The following is a 17,733-nucleotide window of genomic DNA, read 5'->3' as shown; positions in this document are numbered from 1 at the left end:
AATAGACAAAAATGGACAGCCTTGTTTACTAGATCCTCGATCCCCCACGACATTTTCGGATGAAGGCTGTCCATTTTTGTCCAGGTTCAGCCCAAGGAAAAGCGCTCATTCCTACTTCAATCAGATGTTCGCTCTCAAGGATGATGAGCAATTACAAGGAAATTGGCAAAATCGCAATATAAGGCGCGATCTTCCTTCTAAGCGTCAGGGATGTGGGGCATGATTAAATCTTGGATGGTGATTGGGGGTGTGACTTTCGTAGTTGCGCTGGCTGCTAACTTCTTTACCCCAAGCGATCGCAGATGGTTTAAAAGCTTGCAAAGACCGAGATGGCTAACTTTTGAGGCTGCAATTCCACTTATTTGGACTGTAATATTTATCTGCGGTGCTTGGTCAGCTTATATTGTCTGGGAAAAAAAACCCTCAACGACTGAAACATGGTTGCGGATGGGTTTATACCTACTTTTAGAAATTGCGACCATCGCTTACACCCCTGTAATGTTTAGACTCCGCAGCCTAAAAATCGGTACAATTATTGGTGCATCGGGTTTTATTATCGCTGTTATTTTAGCGATCGCAGTTTTACCGATTTCCGGTTGGGCAGCATTGTTACTTGTGCCTTATTTACTTTGGAGTCCTATTGGCACTTATACCACTAAAGCAATGACTGAGCTTAATCCTCAAGATGCTTGAGTGAGTGTTGATTGTTAAGTAAGTGGGCGAAATTAAACGTAAAATACTCTCCTGATTCGTAGTGAGCGGTTTACCGCTCGTCGCTGAGGATTTTAACGGCTCTTGCCTTTACTACGTTAAGAAGCGTTTATTTATGCCCATCTACTTAGTTGTTAGTTGTTAATCACTGACCACTACCCACTATCCACTATCTATCAAAACTACAACCTGCGACTGATTAAAAGCATACTTGAAAATTGTCAAAATTGCCGTGTGTAACTCAATGCGGTTTAGTTAAGGATAATAGCTGCACAAAGGATACCTTTGTAAAAGCATTAGTTTGTTGTCTTAATGATTAGCGTTGTAACGAAAGTTGAAGCAATGATAACGACAGCTTCTGCATTCGTAACGAAAGTTGAAGCATTAGTAACGACAGCTTTAATGTTAGTAACGAAAGTTGAAGCATTAGTAACGACAGCTTCTGCATTCGTAACCACAGCATTTAGCGTGGTAACAAATAAGCAACTCATATTAACGACGGTTTGTTATGAAGTGACTACGGTTCAAAAAAATCAGGCTGAGTAAACCTTAACTTAACGATATCAATATCTAACTTGACAAAATGCACTAATTTGGGATAAAAGCATGATTAAATCTTGGATGATTATTGGAGCAATAACTTTCATTGTGATGATTGGTAGTTTCTTCATCACACCCCGCGATATCAAATGGTTCGCTAGCTTAACTCGTCCCAGATGGCTAGTTTTTGAACCACTAATTCCCATCATTTGGACTGTGATTTTCATTTGCGGTGCAGCTTCGGCTAATATTGTTTGGCAAAAAAATCCCGGAAGTTTGATAACCTGGCTGTTAATGGGTTTATACCTGCTGCTGGAAATTATCACTGTCACCTACATACCGATAATGCTGAGGTTCCGCAGTCTCAAAAGAGGGGAAATTATTGGTTCAGTTGGTGCTATTTTAGGTGTGGTGTTAACAATTTGTGTTTTGCCGATTTCGCCACTGGCGGCAGCTTTGCTAGTACCTTATTTACTGTGGAGTCCGATTGGTGCTTACACCACTGACGAGTTAATTAAGCTAAATCCTCAAGATGCTTAGGTTAGTCACGCCACTAGTATAGCTTTAGTACAGTTCTAGGCAATGTAGATTGGGATTATTCAACAGTTCTTGAATAGCCTCTGCTCCAGAGCGAATTAGGACTTCGACTTGGTTAGTTGGTGTATTCCCGCAGCGTAGCCATACAACTTTGGGTGGTGAGCCGTATAAACGGCTTCGCTCTGCAAAATCCGCATCTTGAGTGACAATGCAAAAGTCATTTCTTTTGGCAAATTCCCAAATTTCAGTGTCAGTTTTCTCTGACAGTTCATGAAACTGCACATGACTGGAATCAGGAAAAATATCTGCTAATCGAGTACCAAGCTTACGGCTTAAATTTTGATCGAACAGTAGCTTCAAGCATCACCTACCGTTCGCGTAGCGTCTCGTAGAGAAGCAACGAGACGGTGTTCTCTATCGGCGGCAAATTCTAAACAAGCCCTGATGTCTGCTTCTGTCAACTCAGGAAAGTCATCTAGGATTTCAGCGTGAGACATGCCAGCTGCTAGCCAACCCAGAACATCATACACGGTAATTCTCATTCGTCGAATACAGGGTTTACCACCTCGTTTGTCGGGTTCTATAGTAATGATGTCACGATAGCTCATCTTTTTTTAAGCTGTATGGTACGTCTTTAAGTCTAGAGCAGCCTAATAATCTAGGCAAAACGCAACAGCGCACCGCAATATATCGTAAAAACGGTGCATAACGCATTTATACAACACGTCCATAACGGGCGGTGAGAGAATTAGTTGGTATCAATTGATTATTCAACCATGCCCACATCTGATCTCCTAAAGAGAAATGCCACCATTCTCTAGGATTGCGTTGAAATCCGGCTTTTAACATGACGTTATGCAACAGTTGACGATGAGAATGATATTGTTGTGCTTCGACGCTATTATTAGCAAAGTAATCGGGAAGCGATCGCTCTGACATTTCATCAATCGGCGAACCCATATCAACTACTCGTCCATTATCATCTACCAGCGTCACATCCACTGCTGCACCTGTACTGTGGGGAGGCGGAGTCTTTTCATCTAAACTGGGTACAGCCCAAATTTGATAAACCGCTTCCCAAATCTCTTGGCGTTTAGTTGATGACAACTGCGCTTGTGTCAGTCCCCTTTCTGACAGCGCTTGAGCAAAACTGTAATCTACCATAAACTGTTGCACAGCAACCGGGCGATAAGCATCAAAAATTTGAATGCGCCAATTTGGATGTATTGATTGTAAGTAACTTTGCGCTTCTATCAAGTTGTCAATCAAGCTTTCGCGGATAAAATAAGGAGAATGTTCCCCATAAGGGGCACCTAGCTTTTCATAAGGATGGGGAGATTCCACCGCAAACAATTCTAAAGGAATCTCCACCAACGGTTCACCACATTCGATAATTGGTACTTGATGATAAGGACGCATTTTGATTTTGGGCATTGGGGATTGGTAATTGGGAATTGGTAATTGGTAATTGGGAATTGGGAATTGGGAATTGGGAATTGGTAATTGGTAATTGGTAATTGTCCCCCTCATCCCCCTCATCCCCCTCATCCCCCCCATCCCCCTCATCCCCCCCTCTCCCTCTCCCCCCCTCTCCCCCTCCCCCTCTCCTCCGGTACCGGATCGTATCCACCGGGATGAAAGGGATGGCAGCGCAAAATCCGCCAAATTGCCATCCAACTACCGCGTATAACTCCAAATCGCTCAATTGCTTCGATAGCATACATTGAACAAGTTGGCTGAAAGCGACAAGTTGGGGGAAACAGCGGTGATATGAAAATGCGATAACCTTTAATTAACCAAATAAATAATAATTTCATCGCAGTAACCCAAATCTTATACATTGATAATAAGCGTCAACGTTTTTCATATTGTTGTATTGTTAACTTCATTTTTTGATTTACAGTCAAGTCCATCTTTGTCGCTGCAAGTTGCGATCGCTGCTGTTTGGGTGTCACTCATTCTCCTGATTGCCTGGGTGACAAATCGTTTTGTCAATAGCGATGCAGAACTTGTGCGGAAAATCGTTCATATTGGCACTGGCAATGTGATTTTATTCGCATGGTTACTAAATTTCCCCGCGAGTGTGGGTATTACAGCTTCGATTTTAGCGAGTGCTGTTACCTTACTATCCTATCTATTTCCGATTCTGCCAGGTATTAATAGTGTCGGACGCCAAAGTTTGGGGACATTTTTTTATGCTGTTAGTGTAGGTGTTTTAGTTGCCTGCTTCTGGCATTTGCAACAACCTGAGTACGCTGCGATCGGTATTTTGATAATGGCATGGGGAGATGGATTGGCAGCGCTGATTGGACAACGATTTGGCAAACATAAATATCAAGTGTTTGGGGTGCAAAAAAGCTGGGAAGGCTCTTTAACGATGGCTGTTGTCAGCTATATTGTCTGTAGTTTAATTTTACTTTTCACAGTGGGCAATGTTTGGCAAACTTGGCTGGTATCACTAATAGTTGCTTTAATAGCTACTGGTTTAGAAGCTTTTTCTTTGTTGGGTGTTGACAATTTGACAGTTCCTATAGGTAGTGCGGCTTTTGCTTTTGTGTTAATTCAGCTACTAAGTTGAGAATAAATAGGATTTACGCATAAAATTGTAGCGTTTTTAAACGCATCACGCTAAGTAATCGCAGAGGTACGCGCTCGGTTTTTTGAGTTTAATTTGTGGGGAATTTGGGCAATTTTTTATTTAGCGGCATTAGTTGTAACATCTGCAACGTATTTTTTGCACCAGTGATAAACAAAGCTTTTAGTTAGGACTTACCACAGCCAGCATTATTAAGAGAGTATCCAAGCGATCGCTTCTTTCACTGTCTGACAAATATTAATGATTTAATAACATTTACAAAAACATACATTAGCCGAGAAAATCTTCCTTGTTAGCAGAACTTCAGTGGGATGGGTTGTAAGAACCGTAGTGAGGGCTTTAGCCCTCATAACAAGAAAGGGCTTCAGCCCTTACTACAACCAACATAAAAAAGTCAGTGGATAATTTACTTTTCCACCGACTTTAATTTTCATTGACACATCTAATATCATTATTTACCAATTGTCGGCTGCACCTTTGTAAGGTTCACCCGTAAAAGGTTGTATACCAATAACAGGATAAGCATCATCATTAGGACCAAAAATCCGCATCGCCGCTTCAGAAATATACTGGGCAATGCTCGCTAATATTCTGGAGATAGCCATCATATTAAATTCTCCTTTTTTCGCAGTGTTTTTAATTGCGATGTATCTACTTTAATTCTCCTATTCTCGACTGGCTTAGATTCTCAATATATTGAGAATTTATGCAATGATTCTTCAGGTGTTGTTGCAATACTTTATATAAGAAAAATTAAACTTTGCCCTTTGATTATGATTGTAACCTATACCAATTATTCCTCACCTTATAAATGTAAGGCTATAGGAACTAAAGCTCAGAACCCCGGTTTCTTGGAGAAACCGGGGTTCTTGTTGTTCACGCTCTTATGCGTGGATTGCTATATCTAGTTATTTCTTACAAATACTATAAATAAATATGAACTAATTGATAAATACAGTATTAATTTGACCGCAACAACCTGATTTAAAGCACTAAATGACATAAGTCCTGCGACAGTTGACATTATTTATGGTAAAACCTACCATAAATAAAAGCATTCTTGTAAAGGCGCGTCAGCATGATAACTTTGCCAAACCTGGACTGTGCATCTACCAATATCCAGCAAGAGAACCAAGAATTGAATTTCTCTGCGGCTGATTACAGTTTGCTGACTGACCTCTACCAGCTAACAATGGCAGCTTGTTACACGGGTGAAGGTGTAGAACAATCATCGGCAAGCTTTGAATTGTTTGTGAGACGCTTACCTGAGAATTTTGGTTATTTAATTGCGATGGGTTTAGCGCAAGCGTTGGAATATTTAGAAAAATTCCGCTTTAGTTCCTCTCAAATCGCGGCTTTGCAAGCGACGGGAATTTTTGAAGGTGCAAGCGATCGCTTTTGGTCTTTGCTGCTTGAAGGACGTTTTACCGGCGATGTGTGGGCAGTGCCAGAAGGTACAGCGGTATTTGCCAATGAAACTTTGTTACGTGTAGAAGCACCGCTTTGGCAAGCACAGTTAGTAGAAACTTATTTGTTAAATACCATTAATTATCAAACATTAATTGCCACAAAAGCCGCACGGATTCGCGATGTCGCAGGCGAGAAAGCCACCTTACTAGAATTTGGTACAAGACGGGCATTTAGTCCCCAAGGTTCTTTGTGGGCAGCGCGGGCAGCGTTAGCAGGTGGATTAGACGCTACATCCAATGTGTTAGCAGCGCTACAACTAAGACAAAAGCCAAGTGGTACAATGGCTCACGCCTTAGTCATGGCTTTATCGGCAATGGCAGGTAGTGAAGAACAAGCATTTACAGCATTTCATCGATATTTTCCGGGTGCGTCATTGTTAATTGATACTTATGATACAATCGCTGCTGCCAAAAAGTTAGCTGAAAAAGTCAACTCAGGGGAAATGAAATTAGCAGGAGTTCGGTTAGATTCTGGGGATTTAGTTAACTTATCAAAAGAAGTGCGATCGCTTCTTCCTGAAGTGTCGATTTTCGCTAGTGGTGACTTAGATGAGTGGGAAATTGCTAAACTCAAAGCAGCTGGTGCCCAAATTGACGGTTATGGATTGGGAACGCGACTAGTTACCGGTTCGCCGATAAATGGAGTTTATAAACTAGTAGAAATTGATGGTATCCCTGTCATGAAAGAGTCTAGCGGTAAAATCACTTATCCGGGGCGCAAGCAGATTTTTCGCACCTTTTATGAAGGTAAAGTCAAAGGCGATCGCTTGGGATTAGCAGATGAAATTTATAGCACAGAACAACCTTTATTGCAATTAATGGTTAAAGAAGGTAAACGGATGCAACCATCAGAAACTTTAGCAGAAATTCGCCAACGCAGCGCAGCTTCAGTCGCCAGTTTACCTGAAGAAACCAGACAGCTAAATCATCCTGTTTCCGTACAAGTAGAAATTTCCGCCGAATTAGAAAAACTCACCCAGCAGACGCAAAGGTTAGGGACTGAGGACTAGGGGACAAGGAGACAAGGAGATAATTTTTTCTCTCGATTCCCCATTACCCATTACCCATTACCCATTCTCAATGCCCAATTCTTAATCTAAAATCCAAAATGTTGAAGATTGCTTTATTTGGTACAAGTGCCGATCCACCAACTGCCGGACATCAAACAATTTTAAATTGGTTATCCGAACATTACGATCGCGTGGTAGTTTGGGCAGCAAATAATCCCTTTAAATCGCATCAAACACCTTTGGAACATCGAGTGGCGATGCTACGATTATTAATTGCGGATATGAATACACCACAGCGCAACATTATTTTAGAACAAGAATTAAGTAGCTTCAGAACACTAGAAACGGTAGAAAAAGCGAAACTCAGTGTAGGTGAAGACGTAGAATTAACATTAGTTATCGGTTCAGATTTGCTAAATCAGCTGCCGCGTTGGTATCGTATTGAAGATTTGTTGCGACAAGTACAATTACTAGTAGTGCCGCGACCGGGATATGCGATAGATGAGTCTAGTTTGTCAGGGGTGCTTCATCTGGGAGGAAAAATTGCGATCGCTAACCTTATCGCTTTGGATGTTTCCTCAACAGCTTATCGTGAAAATAAAGACCCTAAAGCTTTAACTCCACCAGTTGTTAACTATATTCATCAAAAGCATTTGTACGAATGCCAGGACACAAGCAAAAACAAATTCCAAATCTGTTAAATCAACAACCTTTGGCTGATTTCAAAGTTGGTGTTGACAATGTAATTTTTTCTGTAGATACCGCGCAAAATCGGCTACTAGTTTTATTAATAATGCGACAGCAAGAGCCATTTTTAAATCAATGGAGTCTTCCCGGTACTTTAGTACGTCAAGGAGAATCTTTAGAAGATGCCGCTTATCGTATAATGTCAGAGAAAATTAAAGTTAACAATCTCTATTTAGAGCAATTGTATACCTTTGGCGGACCCAATCGCGATCCACGCGAAGCGATCGATAGCTTTGGTGTCCGCTATCTATCAGTTAGCTACTTTGCCCTTGTCCGCTTTGAAGAAGCCGAATTAATTGCCGATAAAGTAACTGGTATAGCTTGGTATCCGGTGAAGCAAGTACCGCAATTAGCCTTTGACCATAACGAAGTTTTAGCGTATGGACACAGGCGATTGCGAAATAAATTAGAATATAGTCCGGTAGCTTTTGAAGTCCTACCAGAAACATTTACTTTAAATGATTTATATCAGTTATACACCACAGTATTAGGAGATAATTTTGCCGATTATTCTAATTTTCGAGCGCGTCTACTCAAACTAGGTTTTTTATCCGATACCGGAATTAAAATATCACGCGGTGCCGGTCGTCCAGCTAGTTTGTATAAGTTTGATGCCGAAGCATTTGCCCCATTCAAAGATAAACCTTTGGTCTTTATTTAACAACCGCATTCGCGCAGCGTCTCGCAGAGAAGATGCCAAGGACGTAAAGTTATGAAATCACCGGATGAATGTTTAAATATTCAAGAGATTCGCGATTGTATTGATGAAATTGATAAGCAAGTTATCTCTGATTTCAGCAAAAGATTTGCATATGTGAAAGCAGCGGCTAAGTTCAAGACCAGTGAAACAAATGTAAAAGCCCCAGACAGGTTTAATTCTATGTTGCAGTCAAGACGTGTGTGGGCTGAAGAAGTAGGCTTAAATCCAGATGTAATTGAAAAGCTATATCGAGATTTGGTTAGTTATTTCATAGATGAAGAATTAAAACATTGGCAGTCAAATAAAAAGTCTGAATAATCAAGTTTAGAAAATCCCAAATCTAAAATCTAAAATCTAAAATGAAAATTGCGATCGCTCAAATTAATCCGACAATTGGTGACTTACCAGGAAACGCTGCCAAAATTCTCTATGCAGCACAACAAGCAGCCGCAGCCGGTGCGCGTTTACTACTAACACCAGAACTTTCTTTATGTGGCTATCCACCGAGGGATTTATTGTTAAATCCTAGTTTTGTGGAGGCAATGCATATAACTTTGCAACAATTAGTTAAAGATTTGCCGCCAAATTTAGCTGTGTTAGTGGGAACAGTTGAAAAAAATGCTCAGGCACATCATAATGGTGAAAAACCTTTATATAACAGCATGGCGTTGTTAGATGAAGGTAAAATCAAGCAAGTTTTTCATAAGCGACTTTTACCAACTTATGACGTATTTGATGAAAGTCGCTATTTTGAACCAGGTTTACAAGCCAATTATTTCACCTTAGATGATATTGATATTGGCGTAACTATTTGCGAAGATTTGTGGAATGATGAGGAATTTTGGGGCAAACGTAGTTACACCAACAATCCGATTGCTGACTTAGCAATTTTGGGTGTAGATTTCGTTGTAAATTTATCTGCATCACCCTACAGCGTCAATAAACAGCAGTTTCGAGAAACGATGTTGCGACATAGTGCCATTCGTTTTCAACAACCGATTATTTATGCCAATCAAGTAGGTGGAAATGATGATTTAATTTTCGACGGCAGAAGTTTTGCTTTGAATAGTCGGGGTGACTTGATATGTCGTGCCCGTGGATTTGAAACTGATTTAGTAATAGTTGAATTTGACGAAGTACAGCGAGATTTACTACAAAGTACTGTAGTAGCTGAATATGAAAGCGAAGATGAAGAAATTTGGCACGCTTTAGTTTTAGGAGTGCGAGATTATGCTCAAAAGTGCCGCTTTTCTCAAGTAGTATTGGGTTTAAGTGGGGGAATTGATTCTTCATTAGTAGCAGCGATCGCCACTGCCGCACTTGGTAAAGAAAATGTCTTCGGTGTGCTGATGCCTTCGCCCTACAGTTCCGAACATTCTATCACCGATGCTTTAGCATTAAGCGAAAGCCTGGGAATCAAGACTACCACATTACCCATCGGGCAGTTAATGCAAGGCTATGACAACACCTTAGCAGACTTGTTTGCTGGTACACAATTTGGACTAGCCGAGGAGAACATTCAATCTCGGATTCGGGGTAATTTATTGATGGCGATCGCCAACAAATTCGGCTATCTCCTTTTATCTACCGGCAACAAATCAGAAATGGCAGTTGGTTACTGCACCCTTTACGGCGATATGAATGGCGGATTAGCCGTAATTGCCGATGTTCCCAAAACCCGCGTCTACTCAATTTGCCACTGGCTTAATCACCACTCCCCATTCCCAACTCCCCACTCCCCATTCCCCACTCCCCACTCCCAACTCCCCACTCCCCACTCCCCAATCCCCGAAAACGTCCTCATTAAAGCACCCAGCGCTGAACTCAAACCAGGTCAAGTCGATCAAGATTCCCTACCACCTTACGAGATATTAGACGACATTCTGCAACGCCTGATTCACAACCATCAATCAGCCGCACAAATTGTTGACGCCGGTCACGACGCACAAATTGTAGACCGAGTAATTCAGATGGTAGCGCGTGCCGAATTTAAGCGACGACAAGCACCCCCCGGCTTAAAAATCACCGATCGCGCCTTCGGTACCGGTTGGCGAATGCCGATCGCCAGCAACTGGTTTTCAGTTAAAAACGCCTACCAGAGTAAAACAATCCCCATTCTACATAAATAGGTACAGATAAATAATTTCCTGCTGGTGCAAGTCTCTTTTAATACACGTGCACCAGCTTTTTATATGTGCGTAGTAAGCACTTTAGTGCTTAAAATCCTTGTTTGCTCAAAATTTTTCTCTCTTCCTTGACAAAAATATAAAAACATGAGTTAATCTATATAGTACTAATGTACTATATAAACAAACCGAGGAAAACCCACCTCAAATGCAGATATTCTGCAATTTTCGACTTTGCTAGTAATGTTTTTTTGGCAAATCAGCCAGAAACACATAAAAAAGCAAGCATTTCAGTTTTTCAAACCAAAATCATCACCTCTTAACTAGTTTGAAATCAACGCGATCGCAAACATAGCTGAAATTTTCTTTTTTCAGCAAAAAATCGCCTAGCCTAAATCGTGGAATTAGATTTTCAGTAATTTCACGGCGTTAAAAACGTTCATTTAAAGGCTAGCTTGATGTCTGCATAGAGAAAGTCTAACTTCAGCTTGCAAAAAAAAGTACACCATTGCACATTTAAAGGAGTAGAGTATGAGCATAGCAGTCAAAGACAGCAAACAACAACTAATGCAAGCATTTCAGCAAATAATTGCTGATAGGAAAAAATTAGAAACTAAAATAGCAACCAAACAAGAAGAAGCAGAAAAAGCGAAAAATAAAGAAACACTCGAAGCTGCTTCTACCTACACAGTTGATAATATTGTTAAAGGTTTAGCTGATTTGCAACTAGAGTTTGGCAGCATTGTCAATGAACTATCGGAAAAGTTAGCTAGACAGAACTCTAAGTTAGATGAACTGAATCGTGCTAGAGAAATTGCCACCCAAAATTTACAAGAACTTCAGCAAATTAGAATTGTTGCCGATGCTTTAGATATCTTAACTCAAGAACATCGAGAAAAGTTAAAAGCCCTTGAAGAAGATATCAGAAGCAAGCGAGAAACACTAGAAAAAGAAATTGCCCAAAAGCGTAAAGAATGGCAAAAAGAGCAAGCAGAGTATGAAGAAGCGCTACAAGCATACAACGAATCATTAGCCAAACAACGCTCTTTGGAAACAGACGAATTTCAATATAAATTAGAAACTACTCGCAAACTTAACACAAACGCTTACGAAGCGAGAAAGCGCAACTCAGAAAGAGAAATACAAGAAAACACGCAACAGAAAGAAAAAGATTGGGCAGAACGAGAAAAAATTCTCAAAGAACGTCAACCTTTATTTACAGAATATCAACAAAAAGTCGCAGCCTTTCCTAACGAAATGGAAGAAGCAATTAAGAAAGCTAGAGAAGAAGCAATTAAAGAAACAAGTCAAAAAGCTAAAGTTGAAGCTGATTTATTTGAAAAAGATTGGGAGTCTACCAAACAAAGCTATGAAGCGAAAATTCAATCTTTGGAACAAACAATTCAAAAGCAAGTTGAGCAAATAGAAGGTATTTCCGCTCAACTACAAACAGCATTGAAACAAGCACAAGACTTGGCAATGAGAGCTTTTGACGGTTCAGCAAAATAGTTTGTACTCGTTTCTCGTTTTCTCGTTCCCAGGTAGAACCTGGGAATGCATTCAAAGTGGCTCTGCCACTTAGGTTCAAAGTGATACCACTATGGAGGCAGCAGCCCTCCCATATTTCATTCCTAGGCTCTGCCTAGGAACGAGGAATTGAATTTTTAATTGGAAAATAGGAGGTTTGTTATGGCAGCTAGAAAACCAAATGATAAAAATACCAAAGTAGAAATTCTTCAAGCATATGAAGAATTAGCCAAAGAGAAAGCAGCACTTAAATCACAAATTGACCAACTACAGAAAGGCAGTCAATCTGCCACACTAGAAAAACCTAAATTGGAGCCAAAAACAGCTATGAACCAGTCATCTACCGTTCAGCAAAAGATGAATTCTACTATTGAAAACTTGGCAATCATTCAGTTGGGCTTTGGTAGCGCTGCCAGCGAATTATCGGAACAACTTAGCAACCAAGCTTTCAAATTAGCAGAAATCAGAGAAGCCATAGATAAGGAAGTTGAAGAATTAAAACAGTTACATAATTTGGAAATCTCCGAAGATATATTAGATACGCTTGTCAAATCCTACGAAGATAATGCAAAGGCTTATCAAGAGGAATTTAGCCAACGTTATGAAGTGTTATCTCAAGAAATATTAGAAGAAAGAAATACTTGGGTAAAAGAGCAAGAGGAATACAAAGTAACGACAAAAGAACGCAATGAAAACATTCAGAAAACTCGCCAAAGAGAAACGGCAGAATATAAGTATGATTTAGAACTGCAACGCAAACTAGAGACAGATGAATATGAACAACGGCAGAAAGGTTTGTATAAAGAATTAGAAGAAATACAACAAGAGATAAATAAACAGTGGAGTGAAAAAGAGAAAGAAGTTTCTGAGCGAGAAAAGCAATTTGAAGAAGCCAAAGCTAAGGTAGAAGCATTTCCTAAAGAAAAAGAAGCGGCAATTAAGAAAGCGACAGAAGAAGGCAAAGGTATTGCTCACTACCAAGCTAAGATAAAATCCGATTTATACGCCAAAGACGTAGAAGGACAAAAGCGCTTTTACGAACAAAGACTGCAATCTTTAGAACAGACAATATCCAATCAAGATTCTCGAATTCTAAATCTATCAAAACAACTTGATTCGGCTCTCAAACAAGTTCAAGATTTGGCAGTTAAAGCTATTGAAGGTTCGGCAAATGTCAATTCATATCAAGCGATAAAAGAAATTGCTTTGGAACAAGCCAAAACTCAAGCGAAAAATAAATAGTTTGGTTTTAACCTAGATTTATAAACTAGTAAAAATTACGTTTTTACTAGTTTATAACTTTAAGAATCTCGTAGTGAGGACTAAAGTCCTCAAATGAAAGGACTGAAGTCCTTACTACTTGTTTAAAAAAGAAAATAGAGACGCATTTATTTTTACGTCTCTACCCAGAGGAAACCCATTATATTTAAAAGTTAAAAAATAAAAAATTACAACATAAACTTCTCTGCAAGCGACTTGGTAGATATTACTCAAGTTCAATGCAGGCTGAATTATAGTGTTTCATCCAGCTTTTTTGCCTGCGGTTTGGTGTCAATTTGGTTGTTGGCTAGGAATCTAGTGGCACCATTCTCAGTTTTTATTGGTTTGCCTTTATTAGGAGGTTTTAGACGACTCATAACAAGATATCCGATTGTGAACTCTCTACAACTTGAGATACAATCCCGTAAGTTACTAATCCGGAAATATTAAAAAAAAAATCGGCTTGTAGCCGAGAAAAAAGATTAAATTGTCTATATTGCTTGCAAACAGCGGATTTAATATCACCCAAAGGCAGAAAAATCTAGATTGGGGGGAATATCTTGAATGCGTCCAGGTCCGATCGCTCGTAATGCTTCTTTCAAAGAAATATCACCAGTATACAACGCCCGCCCTATTATCACACCAGTTACACCTTGAGCTTCTAACGCAAGCAAACTTAACAAATCTGTTACAGAACTAACGCCACCTGAAGCAATAATAGGGATAGAGATAGCATCGGCAAGTTCTCGCAAAGCGTCTAAATTCGGTCCCGACAAAGTACCGTCACGATGTATATCTGTGTAGATAATCGCTGCTGCTCCTAATTCTTGCATTTGTACGGCTAGTTGCGTAGCTAAAACTTCTGAAGTTTCTAACCAACCACGAGTTGCTACTAGTCCGTTACGTGCATCAATACCGATAATAATTTGTCCGGGAAATTCTTGGCAGAGTTGTTCTACTAACTCAGGTTGTTCTACAGCGATAGTTCCTAAAATTGCTCGCTGTACACCTATATTGAATAATTGTTGCACACTTTGGCGATCGCGCAAACCCCCACCAACTTGAATTGGTATCGATACTGTAGAGGCGATCGCTTCAATTGCCCCTAAATTAACTATCTTACCTGCTTTTGCTCCATCCAAATCAACAACGTGCAATTTGCTTGCACCCTCCTCAACCCACTGTTTAGCAACATCAGCCGGATTTTCATTAAAAACTTGCGACTGTGAATAGTCTCCTTGATAAAGTCGCACACAACGACCTTCTAGTAAATCAATCGCGGGAATTACGTCCATAATTGTTGGTTGTTAGTTGTTAGTGGTTGGTTGTTGGTTGTTGGTAATTGGGGATTCGGGAACAAATGCCTCCTTGTCTCCCTTGTCTCCCTTGTCTCCCTTGTCCCCCTTGTCCCCATTCCCCATTCCCTACTCCCTACTCCCTCTCATAACAGCTTGCCGAAAACCCAACACAATCAATATATTAGAAAGCGTTAAAAAAACTTCTGCACCTCCGTGCAGCCAATCAACATTTGCTAAAGATTTACCATAATGCACTTGGGCATAAATCCCTACCGGAATCGTGACTCCGACAAAGACCAAGGTGCCGTAAAATCCATAAAGTGCCAAACGCGGCATTTGCTGAGAACGTTTGATAAACCACAAAAATCCCAAGTAGGGAAACAGTGATAGGGCAAATAAAGTTTCTTTTGAAATCATAGATTTGAGGAGTTAGGAGTTGTAGAGACGTTCCAGCGGAACGTCTGTACGGAAGTTAAGAAATCATAACTTTGATGTCATAGTTTCTTGAGAATCTGATTCTACAGGTTTTTCCGACTTGGTGGAACGCCAAATCAACACCGCTGCTGCCCAAAGTGTAAAATTACCAATTAAGGTCATGGCAGCTTGCAGCGTTACCAACCATTCTAAAGATTCGGCATTATCGAAATAATGCCAGGTGCAAGCGCACATGGCGCTAATCAAAGCTGGTAACATGGCAAAAGACAATGCTCCCCAAGTACGGTTGCCAGTAACTTCACCGTAAGTCCAGATTAACCAAATGGCGGCAATCCACTCAATAACGCTAGAAATATGAATAATCCAGGTGGGAATTGAAAGAGCGTGCATACAGTTAGGAGTTAAAAGGCGCAAAGTTGTAGAGACGCGATCGGTCGCGTCTGTACAGGAGTTAGGAGTTAGGAGTTTGCCATCTGTGTTGGTGGCAAATATTCAGTTGAAAATAAATCCAAAATCGAAAATCTAAAATCCAAAATGTCTAAGATGCGGGTGTTGTTGTCTGGGTATTACGGTAAGGGAAATGGTGGTGATGAAGCTTTGTTAGCGACGCTTCTACAAATGCTACCAGAACATGTCACGCCTGTGGTTCTTTCTGGTAATCCACAAGAAACACAGCACCGCTATCATGTCGAAGTTGGCGATCGCATGGCACCTTTATCTGTAATTCAAGCTTTGCGCTCCAGCGATGCTTTTATCTGGGGTGGTGGCAGTTTAATTCAAGATATCACCAGCAGTATTAGCCCGTTTTACTACGGCTCTTTGATGGCATTAGCACAAAAAATGAAGTTAAAAACTGTTGCTTGGGCACAAGGAATTGGTCCGTTAAAGCGTTCTTTGACTCGTTCTCTGGCGCGGAACACCTATTCTAATTGTACCAAAGTTAGTGTACGCGATCGCGCTTCTGCTGCTTTATTATCTGATTGGCAAATACCTTTTATTCTCGCACCCGATCCGGTTTGGGCTTTAGAGTCTAAACCTGTACCCGGACTTTGGGATTTACCTGCGCCGAGAGTTGCTGTAACATTGCGATCGCATCCGCAACTCACACAAATGCGCCTTGCTAATTTAACTCGCGCTTTGGTTGATTTCCAAAAAGCTACGCAAACCTTTATTTTACTGCTGCCTTTTCAAAAAAGTGAAGATTTAAGCATTGCCGAAACTATCCAACCACAACTAGCAGATGTCAGCAAGATTATGTGTCTGGAAGATCCGCAACTTTTAAAAGGTGTGTATCGTGGTGTAGAAATGGCGATTGGAATGCGTTTGCATAGCTTAATTATGGCAGCTAGTGAAGGCTGTCGCTGTTTTGCTTTAAGTTACGATCCTAAAGTTAATCGCTTGATGGAAGATTTAGATATGCCAGGTTGGGATTTAGCTAGTTTACCAGATGACGCCAACTTGATTGGCAAAACTTGGATCGAACATTACGCCAATGGCAATCCGTTATCACCAGAAAAAATTCAGTTTCTAATAGATCGAGCGCTTATACATCGTGAAGTATTAAGTCAAGCACTTGCTTAAATAACGATCGCGCAGCAGTAGAAAAAATAGTGATTCAACGAGCGAAAAATAATGTTATACTTACGTATAGCGATATTCTATGGGAGTTAAATAACAGTGATACGTTGGTAACACAAACACGCAAATCAGTTAAGTCGCTGCAATCGGGCTAAATGTCCGACTAATTCTGATTGTTCGTTTGTTGTCATTACCAAAGTCGCTATGAAAATTCCTGACTCGTACCTGGAAAAAATTCGCGCTGTTTATCCAAATATTTCTTTTGACTATCTCGACTTTAATCAAGATGGTATGGTTAATGATGTGGTAGTTGTAAATCATGAAATTGTCTGTCGCTTTCCCAAAACAGACTGGGGAAAAGAAGTTCTTTCTCATGAAGCGAAAGTGTTAGAAGTTGTGCGAAAACATGTTGATTTACAAGTTCCGCATTTTGAATATTTAGAAGAAAGCTTTGTCAGCTACAAATTTATTAAAGGTGAACCGCTTTCTCGTAACACTTTGTTAAAGTTAAGTGAAGCATCACAAACTCGTGTTATTTCACAACTTGCGATATTTCATCAACAATTGCACAGCATTCCCAATCAAGTTTTAGTTAATGCTGGGATATCTTCCTCAGATACAACAAGAACTCGTGAAGATTGGTTACAGTTATACCAGGAAGTTCAGGAAACTCTGTTTCCGCATCTGTGGCGTCATCAACAAACTTGGATACATGAACTTTTTGCACCCGTAGTTACAGGTGAACTCGATTTAAGTTACACACCTGTACTAATCGATGGTGATTTAGCAGTTTATCATATATTGTTTGACCCAGTGACAGAAAGAATTAGCGGTATGATTGATTTTGGTACGTCTGGTTTAGGCGATCGCGCTTGTGATATTGCAGTGCAACTGGGAAACTACGGTGAAAGTATTGTGCAGCGTATGCAAAGTGACTATTTAATGTTAGCAGAACACATTGATCGCGCACGCTTCTGGGTAGGAACGTTAGAGTTACAATGGGCTAATTGTGCAATCAAGTATAAAGATGTTAGTTTGTCGCTGGCGCATATCGGCATGGCAAAAGATATTAAACTTGTAGGTACACCTTTGGATTAATTTGTAGCATTTTTCAACGCAGAGGAACGTTCTCGATAAGCGCAGAGTTTTTATTTAAAGTAATGTACCAGCCACAATCAAGGTGCGGCACAATAAATAGG

23 protein-coding genes are annotated in these 17,733 nt (G+C 40.3%); 14 read left to right on the top strand and 9 right to left on the bottom strand.

What is annotated here, in order from left to right; translation table 11 throughout:
- The 4 genes from PI95_RS36215 to PI95_RS25445 all read left to right on the top strand — a co-directional run.
- Positions 1–223: hypothetical protein (locus tag PI95_RS36215; RefSeq protein WP_236117189.1), on the top strand; the 223-nt coding region annotated here is incomplete at its 5' end.
- Positions 220–693 (top strand): TspO/MBR family protein, encoded by a 474-nt coding sequence (locus PI95_RS25455; protein WP_039744091.1) that lies wholly within the window; start codon positions 220–222, stop codon positions 691–693. The genes PI95_RS36215 and PI95_RS25455, both read left to right, overlap by 4 nt.
- Before the next feature lie 360 nt (positions 694–1,053).
- On the top strand, positions 1,054–1,257 hold the full coding sequence (locus PI95_RS25450; protein ID WP_163519188.1) for a hypothetical protein: 204 nt from the start codon (positions 1,054–1,056) through the stop codon (positions 1,255–1,257).
- Positions 1,258–1,317: 60 nt separating this feature from the next.
- Positions 1,318–1,791 carry a TspO/MBR family protein gene (locus PI95_RS25445; RefSeq protein ID WP_039743325.1) on the top strand — a complete coding sequence of 158 codons (474 nt, stop codon included), beginning with the start codon at positions 1,318–1,320 and terminating at the stop codon, positions 1,789–1,791.
- Between the two features lie 24 nt (positions 1,792–1,815).
- On the opposite strand, the gene PI95_RS25440 is transcribed toward PI95_RS25445, so the two are convergent.
- The 4 genes from PI95_RS25440 to yidD all read right to left on the bottom strand — a co-directional run bounded on the left by PI95_RS25440 (position 1,816) and on the right by yidD (position 3,605).
- Positions 1,816–2,148, bottom strand: a complete 333-nt coding sequence (locus PI95_RS25440; protein WP_039743323.1) for a DUF5615 family PIN-like protein — start codon at positions 2,146–2,148, stop codon at positions 1,816–1,818.
- A complete protein-coding gene (locus PI95_RS25435; RefSeq protein ID WP_039743322.1) occupies positions 2,145–2,396 on the bottom strand; it encodes a DUF433 domain-containing protein in 252 nt (83 codons plus the stop codon). Before PI95_RS25435 ends, PI95_RS25440 begins: the two co-directional genes overlap by 4 nt.
- Positions 2,397–2,502: 106 nt before the next feature.
- The gene (locus PI95_RS25430; protein ID WP_039743320.1) at positions 2,503–3,207 is read right to left on the bottom strand and encodes a M15 family metallopeptidase; all 705 of its coding nucleotides are present in this window, start codon (positions 3,205–3,207) and stop codon (positions 2,503–2,505) included.
- Between the two features lie 143 nt (positions 3,208–3,350).
- The gene (gene yidD / locus PI95_RS25425; RefSeq protein ID WP_163519187.1) at positions 3,351–3,605 is read right to left on the bottom strand and encodes a membrane protein insertion efficiency factor YidD; all 255 of its coding nucleotides are present in this window, start codon (positions 3,603–3,605) and stop codon (positions 3,351–3,353) included.
- 59 nt (positions 3,606–3,664) lie between these two features.
- Between yidD and PI95_RS25420 the strand changes: the two genes are divergently transcribed.
- Positions 3,665–4,366, top strand: coding sequence for a diacylglycerol/polyprenol kinase family protein (locus PI95_RS25420; protein ID WP_201280599.1), 702 nt, complete (start codon positions 3,665–3,667; stop codon positions 4,364–4,366).
- A gap of 473 nt (positions 4,367–4,839) precedes the next feature.
- On the opposite strand, the gene PI95_RS25415 is transcribed toward PI95_RS25420, so the two are convergent.
- Positions 4,840–4,989 (bottom strand): hypothetical protein, encoded by a 150-nt coding sequence (locus tag PI95_RS25415; RefSeq protein ID WP_039743319.1) that lies wholly within the window; start codon positions 4,987–4,989, stop codon positions 4,840–4,842.
- A 473-nt stretch (positions 4,990–5,462) separates the two neighbouring features.
- Between PI95_RS25415 and PI95_RS25410 the strand changes: the two genes are divergently transcribed.
- From PI95_RS25410 to PI95_RS25380, 7 genes are all read left to right on the top strand, one after another.
- Positions 5,463–6,863: a nicotinate phosphoribosyltransferase gene (locus PI95_RS25410; RefSeq protein ID WP_039743317.1), complete on the top strand. Its 1,401-nt coding sequence runs from the start codon at positions 5,463–5,465 to the stop codon at positions 6,861–6,863.
- A gap of 101 nt (positions 6,864–6,964) precedes the next feature.
- A complete protein-coding gene (locus tag PI95_RS25405) occupies positions 6,965–7,564 on the top strand; it encodes a nicotinate-nucleotide adenylyltransferase (protein WP_039744085.1) in 600 nt (199 codons plus the stop codon).
- The gene (locus PI95_RS25400) at positions 7,525–8,271 is read left to right on the top strand and encodes an NUDIX hydrolase (protein ID WP_039743316.1); all 747 of its coding nucleotides are present in this window, start codon (positions 7,525–7,527) and stop codon (positions 8,269–8,271) included. Before PI95_RS25405 ends, PI95_RS25400 begins: the two co-directional genes overlap by 40 nt.
- Before the next feature lie 51 nt (positions 8,272–8,322).
- Positions 8,323–8,628, top strand: a complete 306-nt coding sequence (locus PI95_RS25395; RefSeq protein WP_039743314.1) for an isochorismate lyase — start codon at positions 8,323–8,325, stop codon at positions 8,626–8,628.
- A gap of 41 nt (positions 8,629–8,669) precedes the next feature.
- Positions 8,670–10,439, top strand: a complete 1,770-nt coding sequence (locus PI95_RS25390) for an NAD+ synthase (RefSeq protein ID WP_039743312.1) — start codon at positions 8,670–8,672, stop codon at positions 10,437–10,439.
- A gap of 528 nt (positions 10,440–10,967) precedes the next feature.
- Positions 10,968–11,945 carry a coiled-coil domain-containing protein gene (locus tag PI95_RS25385; protein WP_039743310.1) on the top strand — a complete coding sequence of 326 codons (978 nt, stop codon included), beginning with the start codon at positions 10,968–10,970 and terminating at the stop codon, positions 11,943–11,945.
- A gap of 180 nt (positions 11,946–12,125) precedes the next feature.
- Entirely contained in the window at positions 12,126–13,205 is a 1,080-nt protein-coding gene (locus tag PI95_RS25380) for a coiled-coil domain-containing protein (RefSeq protein ID WP_039743308.1), read from the top strand.
- 269 nt (positions 13,206–13,474) lie between these two features.
- Here the strand turns inward: PI95_RS25380 and PI95_RS36960 are convergent, their stop codons facing one another.
- The 4 genes from PI95_RS36960 to PI95_RS25365 all read right to left on the bottom strand — a co-directional run bounded on the left by PI95_RS36960 (position 13,475) and on the right by PI95_RS25365 (position 15,346).
- The gene (locus tag PI95_RS36960; protein ID WP_268896819.1) at positions 13,475–13,600 is read right to left on the bottom strand and encodes a hypothetical protein; all 126 of its coding nucleotides are present in this window, start codon (positions 13,598–13,600) and stop codon (positions 13,475–13,477) included.
- Between the two features lie 144 nt (positions 13,601–13,744).
- Entirely contained in the window at positions 13,745–14,518 is a 774-nt protein-coding gene (hisA, locus tag PI95_RS25375; protein WP_039743306.1) for a 1-(5-phosphoribosyl)-5-[(5-phosphoribosylamino)methylideneamino]imidazole-4-carboxamide isomerase, read from the bottom strand.
- 129 nt (positions 14,519–14,647) lie between these two features.
- Positions 14,648–14,938: a DUF3593 domain-containing protein gene (locus tag PI95_RS25370; RefSeq protein WP_039743304.1), complete on the bottom strand. Its 291-nt coding sequence runs from the start codon at positions 14,936–14,938 to the stop codon at positions 14,648–14,650.
- A 63-nt stretch (positions 14,939–15,001) separates the two neighbouring features.
- Positions 15,002–15,346, bottom strand: a complete 345-nt coding sequence (locus PI95_RS25365; protein ID WP_039743302.1) for a DUF2499 domain-containing protein — start codon at positions 15,344–15,346, stop codon at positions 15,002–15,004.
- Between the two features lie 153 nt (positions 15,347–15,499).
- Here PI95_RS25365 and csaB point away from each other — a divergent pair, with 153 nt between their 5' ends.
- Positions 15,500–16,537 (top strand): polysaccharide pyruvyl transferase CsaB, encoded by a 1,038-nt coding sequence (csaB, locus tag PI95_RS25360; protein WP_039743300.1) that lies wholly within the window; start codon positions 15,500–15,502, stop codon positions 16,535–16,537.
- A 201-nt stretch (positions 16,538–16,738) separates the two neighbouring features.
- Positions 16,739–17,632 carry a phosphotransferase gene (locus tag PI95_RS25355; protein ID WP_039743298.1) on the top strand — a complete coding sequence of 298 codons (894 nt, stop codon included), beginning with the start codon at positions 16,739–16,741 and terminating at the stop codon, positions 17,630–17,632.
- Positions 17,633–17,733: the final 101 nt, after the last annotated feature.

Source organism: Hassallia byssoidea VB512170, assembly GCF_000817785.2.
Taxonomy (GTDB): domain Bacteria; phylum Cyanobacteriota; class Cyanobacteriia; order Cyanobacteriales; family Nostocaceae; genus Hassallia; species Hassallia carrinoi.
This window is presented reverse-complemented; position numbering and strand designations above follow the sequence as displayed.

What these genes read in the sequence shown, in the direction of transcription:
- PI95_RS25380 (WP_039743308.1), top strand. Translation starts at nt 12,126, where the DNA reads ATGGCAGCTAGAAAACCAAATGATAAAAATACCAAAGTAGAAATTCTT.
- PI95_RS25445 (WP_039743325.1), top strand. Translation starts at nt 1,318, where the DNA reads ATGATTAAATCTTGGATGATTATTGGAGCAATAACTTTCATTGTGATG.
- PI95_RS25355 (WP_039743298.1), top strand. Translation starts at nt 16,739, where the DNA reads ATGAAAATTCCTGACTCGTACCTGGAAAAAATTCGCGCTGTTTATCCA.
- PI95_RS25385 (WP_039743310.1), top strand. Translation starts at nt 10,968, where the DNA reads ATGAGCATAGCAGTCAAAGACAGCAAACAACAACTAATGCAAGCATTT.
- PI95_RS25390 (WP_039743312.1), top strand. Translation starts at nt 8,670, where the DNA reads ATGAAAATTGCGATCGCTCAAATTAATCCGACAATTGGTGACTTACCA.
- yidD (WP_163519187.1), bottom strand. Translation starts at nt 3,605, where the DNA reads ATGAAATTATTATTTATTTGGTTAATTAAAGGTTATCGCATTTTCATA.
- PI95_RS25400 (WP_039743316.1), top strand. Translation starts at nt 7,525, where the DNA reads ATGCCAGGACACAAGCAAAAACAAATTCCAAATCTGTTAAATCAACAA.
- PI95_RS25450 (WP_163519188.1), top strand. Translation starts at nt 1,054, where the DNA reads ATGATAACGACAGCTTCTGCATTCGTAACGAAAGTTGAAGCATTAGTA.
- PI95_RS25415 (WP_039743319.1), bottom strand. Translation starts at nt 4,989, where the DNA reads ATGGCTATCTCCAGAATATTAGCGAGCATTGCCCAGTATATTTCTGAA.
- PI95_RS25410 (WP_039743317.1), top strand. Translation starts at nt 5,463, where the DNA reads ATGATAACTTTGCCAAACCTGGACTGTGCATCTACCAATATCCAGCAA.
- PI95_RS25435 (WP_039743322.1), bottom strand. Translation starts at nt 2,396, where the DNA reads ATGAGCTATCGTGACATCATTACTATAGAACCCGACAAACGAGGTGGT.
- PI95_RS25395 (WP_039743314.1), top strand. Translation starts at nt 8,323, where the DNA reads ATGAAATCACCGGATGAATGTTTAAATATTCAAGAGATTCGCGATTGT.
- PI95_RS25455 (WP_039744091.1), top strand. Translation starts at nt 220, where the DNA reads ATGATTAAATCTTGGATGGTGATTGGGGGTGTGACTTTCGTAGTTGCG.
- PI95_RS25430 (WP_039743320.1), bottom strand. Translation starts at nt 3,207, where the DNA reads ATGCGTCCTTATCATCAAGTACCAATTATCGAATGTGGTGAACCGTTG.
- PI95_RS36960 (WP_268896819.1), bottom strand. Translation starts at nt 13,600, where the DNA reads ATGAGTCGTCTAAAACCTCCTAATAAAGGCAAACCAATAAAAACTGAG.
- PI95_RS25370 (WP_039743304.1), bottom strand. Translation starts at nt 14,938, where the DNA reads ATGATTTCAAAAGAAACTTTATTTGCCCTATCACTGTTTCCCTACTTG.
- hisA (WP_039743306.1), bottom strand. Translation starts at nt 14,518, where the DNA reads ATGGACGTAATTCCCGCGATTGATTTACTAGAAGGTCGTTGTGTGCGA.
- csaB (WP_039743300.1), top strand. Translation starts at nt 15,500, where the DNA reads ATGCGGGTGTTGTTGTCTGGGTATTACGGTAAGGGAAATGGTGGTGAT.
- PI95_RS25365 (WP_039743302.1), bottom strand. Translation starts at nt 15,346, where the DNA reads ATGCACGCTCTTTCAATTCCCACCTGGATTATTCATATTTCTAGCGTT.